The organism is Corallococcus sp. AB030, assembly GCF_003668965.1.
In the GTDB taxonomy this organism is placed as follows: domain Bacteria; phylum Myxococcota; class Myxococcia; order Myxococcales; family Myxococcaceae; genus Corallococcus; species Corallococcus exiguus.
Genome location: NZ_RAWQ01000349.1, coordinates 1 through 5319, shown reverse-complemented (window position 1 = coordinate 5319; position 5319 = coordinate 1). Strand labels below are relative to the sequence as shown.

Genomic DNA, 5319 nt, shown 5'->3' with positions numbered 1-5319 from the left:
ACCGAGCGCTGCCCACCAGCCCCGCGCCGTCCCTGGGCACGCAGCCTGGCAGCGCCGCGAACCCGCTTCCCGCGCAGCCTGGCAACGTGGATCCGTCGCAGGCCGCGCAGCCTGGCAACGTGGATCCGTCGCAGGCCGCGCAGCCGGGCAACGTGGATCCGTCGCAGGCCGCGCAGCCGGGAAACGCGCCCACGCAGGCCTCGCAGCCGGGAAGCGCTCCCGCGCAGGCCTCGCAGCCCGCGGATCCTTCCGCTCCGGCCGCCGCTCAGTCCGAGACGCCGTCGGATGGCGCAGCAACCTCCGACGAGGCCACGGCTTCCGACGAGGCCTCCATGGGCGATGAGGCCCTGGCCGAGTCCGCCGCGCCGCCCCCGGGCTTCACCGGCATCTACGGCCGGCTGACGGACGAGGCCAACGGTGAAGGCCTCATCGAAGCCACCGTGAAGGTCGTGACGGGCGCCGACAAGCAGGCCCTCACGGACCTGGACGGCAACTACCGGCTCGCGCTGCCGCCGGGCAAGTACGACCTGCGCGCCTTCTACGACGTGTACCAGGGCCGCCGCATCACGGGCGTCATCGTCACGAAGGGCAAGGCCACGAAGCTGGACGTCGCGCTCAGCGCGGACGTGGGCGCGGTGCAGGAGGTCGTCGTCGAGGCCCGCTCCGACCGCCGCGCGGAAGGCGCCCTGCTCCAGGACCGCAAGAAGGCCGCCGCCGTCTCCGACGCCATCAGCGCGCAGGAGATTGCTCGCACGCCGGACTCCAGCGCCGGTGACGCCGTGAAGCGCGTGGTCAGCGCCACGGTGGTGGACGGTCGCTACGTGCTGCTGCGCGGCCTGGGTGGCCGCTACGCCACCACGCTCCTCAACGGCGCGCTGCTGCCCAGCCCGGAGCCGGACGAGCCCAGCGTGCCGCTGGACCTGTTCCCCACCAGCCTGCTGGCCAACCTCAACGTGGTGAAGAGCTACACGTCGGACCTGCCGGGCACCTTCGGCGGCGGCACGCTGCTCATCGAGACCAACACCTACCCGTCCCAGTTCGAGTTCAAGCCGCGCCTCACCCTGGGCGGTGACACCGTCACCACCTTCCGCGAGCGCAACTCGCAGGCACAGGGCGGCTTCGGCGAGACGCTGGGCTTCGCATCCTCCGACCGCGCCCTGCCGGACGCGCTCCCCCGCGACCACCGCCTGGGCGCGGGCGGCGAGTCAGCGCAGCAACTGGAGAGCCAGTGGGAGAGCTTCACCAACGTCTGGGAGAAGCGCACCACGCGCGCCGTCCCCAACATGGGCCTGGGCGCGTCCCTGGGTGACACGCTGCGCTTCGGCAACCAGCGCCTGGGCTACCTGGCCACCGTCAACTACGGCCACCGAGACGGCGTGCAGACGGGTGACTTCGCCCGCGCCGCCCGCGACGAGTCCGGCAGCCTCATCTCCCAGGACGTCGCGCGCACCACGCAGGGCTTCTCCACCGCGAACCTCAGCGGCCTGGCCAGCCTGGGCTACCAGTTCGACCGCGACAACGAGCTGACCCTCTTCAGCCTCTACACGCGCGGCACCGACACGCGCACGTACACCGCCAACGGCAACAACAACGTGCGCGGTGACACCTACGCCAGCACCCGCCTCCAGTTCATCACCCGCGCGCTGTCCTTCACGCAGCTGCGCGGCTTCCACCGCCTGGGACTGCTGGGCGACTCCGAGGTGGACTGGCAGGCCAACATCTCCCGCGTGGACCGCGACGAGCCGGACACGCGCGACACGCTCTACAGCGCCGCCCTCAACAACCCGGACGCGCAGCTGTCCTTCCCCAACCAGCCCAACAGCGGTGAGCGCTTCTTCGCGGAGCTGGGCGAGACGTCCACCGGCGGCAGCCTCAACCTCACCCTGCCCTTCACCTCCGACTTCCGTCTGAAGGTGGGCGGCCTCACCCAGGTGTCCTTCCGCGACTTCAACGCGCGCCGCTTCCGCTACCTGCTCACCGAGGAGCCGGTGGACCGCACCCAGTCCCCCGAGCAGCTCTTCTCGCCGGACAACGTGGGCACCTCCATCACCGTGCGTGAGACGACGCGCGCGGATGACGCCTACAACGCCTTCCTGGGCGTGTACGCCGGCTACGTGTCCGCGGACTACAAGCCCGTGGATCCGCTGCGCCTGGTGGGCGGCGTGCGCCTGGAGGCGTCCAACCAGCAGCTGACGCTCAAGGACCCCTTCACCGGCGTGGAGAGCGACTCCGGCGGCGCGGACCAGAACTACCTGGACGTGCTGCCGTCGCTCAACGCGACCTACGCGCTGTCGCCGGAAGTGAACCTGCGCGCGGGCTACAGCTACACGCTGGCGCGGCCCACCTTCCGCGAGCTGGCGCCCTTCATCTTCTTCGACTTCGTGCGCCGCCGGAACGTGTCCGGCAACCCCGACCTGCTGGAGACGCGCATCCACAACGTGGACCTCCGCGCCGAGTGGTTCGTGGGCGAGAACGACGTGCTGGCCGCGAGCGCCTTCTACAAGCGCTTCCAGAACCCCATCGAGCGCGTCATCCGCAACCCGGACTCGGGCGACCTGGGCTTCGAGAACGCCGCTGGCGCGGACAGCTACGGCGTGGAGCTGGAGGCGCGCACGTCGCTGGCGCGCTTCAGCCCCGCGCTGCGTCCGGTGCGCGTGGGCGCGAACCTCACGCTCATCCAGTCGCAGGTGGACCTGGGTGACTCCGCGCTGGGCGCGCAGACGAACAAGGACCGTCCGCTCCAGGGCCAGTCCCCCTACGTGGTCAACGTGAACGTGGGCTACGAGCGGCCGGAGAGCGGCACCGAAGTGGCGGTGCTCTACAACGTGTACGGCCAGCGCATCAGCGAGGTCGGCGTGCAGGGCCTGCCGGACGTGTACGAGCGGCCCTTCCACCGCGTGGACATCAGCCTCACCCAGAAGCTCGGCGCGACGCAGCTGAAGCTGACCGCCGCGAACCTCCTCAACGCATCCGTCACCCTCCGCCAGGGGGACGTGACGGTGCAGACGTACAAGCCCGGCGTGGCGTTCACCGCGTCGCTCGGCTGGGCCCTGTAGTTCCTCCCATTCCCTGAAAGGACGCACCGACATGAAGAGCCTCTTTGCCTCCGTCCTCACCCTCTCCAGCATCGCGCTGCTCTCTGGCTGCGGCGACGACGAGCCCAACAACACCCCTGACGGCGGCGGTGACCCGCAGGCCACCGAGCAGGACGTGAAGGGCAGCATCAAGGGCGACACGACGTGGAAGGCCGGCACGACGTACACCCTGAAGGACTACGTGTTCGTGGAGAGCGGCACGCTCACCATCGAGCCGGGCGTCACCGTCAAGGGCGACACGGGCAGCGCGCTGGTCATCACGCGTGAAGCGAAGATCAACGCGGTGGGCACGGCGGAGAAGCCCATCGTCTTCACCAGCTCGCAGGCGGTGGGCACGCGCGCGGCCGGTGACTGGGGCGGCGTGGTGCTGCTGGGCAAGGCGAAGATCAACGTGGCCGGCGGCGAGAACACCATCGAGGGTTTCTTCGCCACCAGCGGTGACACCCGTACCAAGTACGGCGGTCAGGACGACGCGCACGACTGCGGCAAGCTGAAGTACGCGCGCATCGAGTTCGCGGGCTACGAGCTGGCCGAGGACAACGAGCTCAACGGCCTGACGACGGGCGCGTGCGGCACGGCGACGGACATCGACTACGTGCAGGTGCACAAGGGCGCCGACGACGGCGTGGAGATGTTCGGTGGCACGGCGGGCCTGAAGCACATCGTCATCAGCCAGCCGGACGACGACGGCCTGGACTACGACCTGGGCTGGCGCGGCAAGGTGCAGTTCCTGGTGGTGCAGCAGAACGCCGTCGTGGGCAACCGCGGCATCGAGGCGTCCGGCAACAAGAACGACAACGGCGCGCAGCCGCACACGATGCCGGAGATCTGGAACGCGACGTTCATCGGCTCTGGCCGTGCGGCGGGCACGACGCCAGCGCAGGAGGGACTGGTGTTCAACACGGGCGCGGGCGGCCTGCTGCGCAACGTCATCGTGGCGAACTTCGCGGACTCGGCGGTCGACGTGGACGGCACGGCCTCCGCGGCGCTGTGGAACGCGGCCACTCCGGAGCTCTCCATCCAGAACACGTTCTTCTGGTCCAACAAGGGTGACACGGTCTCCATCCCGAACGCGCCGAACCCGAAGAAGGACGCGTCGGGCGCGGTGACGGACCCGGACGTGAGCAAGTTCGTGGAGGCGGAGAAGGTGCTGGCCTCGGGCCTGAGCAACAAGGTCCTGGATCCGCAGCTGACGGCGGCGCTGAACCTGGACGCCCCGAACTTCACCCCGGCGACGGGCTCCCCGGCGCTGAACCCGGACAACGCGGCCACGCCGGGCGCGGGCTTCGACACCAGCGCGCGCTTCGTCGGCGCGGTGGGCACCACCAACTGGCTGGCCGGCTGGACCTCGTTCCCGAAGAACTAGCCCTTCGGTGAACATGGACCGCGTGCTCCCGGAACGCCGTACGGGGGCACGCGGTCTTCTTTATCGCGGGCTACGACTGAAGCGTTGCGACAGCCTCGTCCTGCGCGCCGTCCGGGCCGTTGCCGTCGGTGAAGAGGTTGGCCACCGGGCGCAGCTTGGGGGGACGGCCGCGGCGGCGCGGGGCGTTGTCGTCGTTGCCCGGCGCAGCGCCCACCGGCTCCATCTGGGCCTGGCCCGCCTTGCGCACCGGACGCGGCAGGTGGATGGCCTCCAGCTTCGCTCCCAGCTCCGCGTCGTCCTCCGCGAACACCTTCGCGTACGCCAACGCGCGCTGCCCCTTCTGGAGCAGCGACTCCTGGCTCTCGTTCAGGGCGTGCCTCGCCGCATCCAGCGCCGCCTGCGCCCGGGCCACTGCTTCCGCCTTCTCACGCACGTGGGCCGCGGACTCGCCCAACACCGCGGTGTCCACGTCCGGGAACTTCACGTCCGCCAGGTCCGTGGCGAACAGCTCGAGCAGCGCGCGCAGCGCGGGGGAGATGGAATCGTTCTCGGGGGTTTCGAACATGGACAGGCCTCCTCACAAGGCGTCGTTGAACGCCGCCTATCTGCCCAGATGTTCAGTGCCCTTTCAAGGGGGTCTTCTAACCGGCCGGAAAGTCGGCCCCGCAGCCACCGTCAAGGCCCCAAGGGCTCTGGCGCTGATCAATCCACCCGCACCAGCCCCACCTCTCGCACACCCGCCGATGGATCCACGTCCACCGCCAGGAAGTGCCGGCCCTGTCTCTCATACACATCTCCGAGCCACGGGACCCTCATAAATTCCGTAAGCCGTCATCCGCTTGAAAAAAAAAAAGACTA

At 69.6% G+C, this 5319-nt stretch carries 3 protein-coding genes; 2 read left to right on the top strand and 1 reads right to left on the bottom strand.

Annotation, left to right across the window (positions count from 1 at the left end):
• Positions 1-332: 332 nt before the first annotated feature.
• Both D7Y15_RS41935 and D7Y15_RS41930 read left to right on the top strand, forming a co-directional pair.
• Positions 333-3056, top strand: a complete 2724-nt coding sequence (locus D7Y15_RS41935; RefSeq protein ID WP_121756062.1) for a TonB-dependent receptor — start codon at positions 333-335, stop codon at positions 3054-3056.
• A gap of 31 nt (positions 3057-3087) precedes the next feature.
• On the top strand, positions 3088-4461 hold the full coding sequence (locus tag D7Y15_RS41930; protein ID WP_121756061.1) for a hypothetical protein: 1374 nt from the start codon (positions 3088-3090) through the stop codon (positions 4459-4461).
• A gap of 70 nt (positions 4462-4531) precedes the next feature.
• Here the strand turns inward: D7Y15_RS41930 and D7Y15_RS41925 are convergent, their stop codons facing one another.
• Positions 4532-5026, bottom strand: coding sequence for a hypothetical protein (locus tag D7Y15_RS41925; protein ID WP_121756060.1), 495 nt, complete (start codon positions 5024-5026; stop codon positions 4532-4534).
• Between the last annotated feature and the right edge of the window lie 293 nt (positions 5027-5319).

Excerpts from the sequence above, each read along its gene's own strand:
- D7Y15_RS41935 (WP_121756062.1), top strand. The coding sequence starts at position 333 with ATGGGCGATGAGGCCCTGGCCGAGTCCGCCGCGCCGCCCCCGGGCTTC.
- D7Y15_RS41930 (WP_121756061.1), top strand. The coding sequence starts at position 3,088 with ATGAAGAGCCTCTTTGCCTCCGTCCTCACCCTCTCCAGCATCGCGCTG.
- D7Y15_RS41925 (WP_121756060.1), bottom strand. The coding sequence starts at position 5,026 with ATGTTCGAAACCCCCGAGAACGATTCCATCTCCCCCGCGCTGCGCGCG.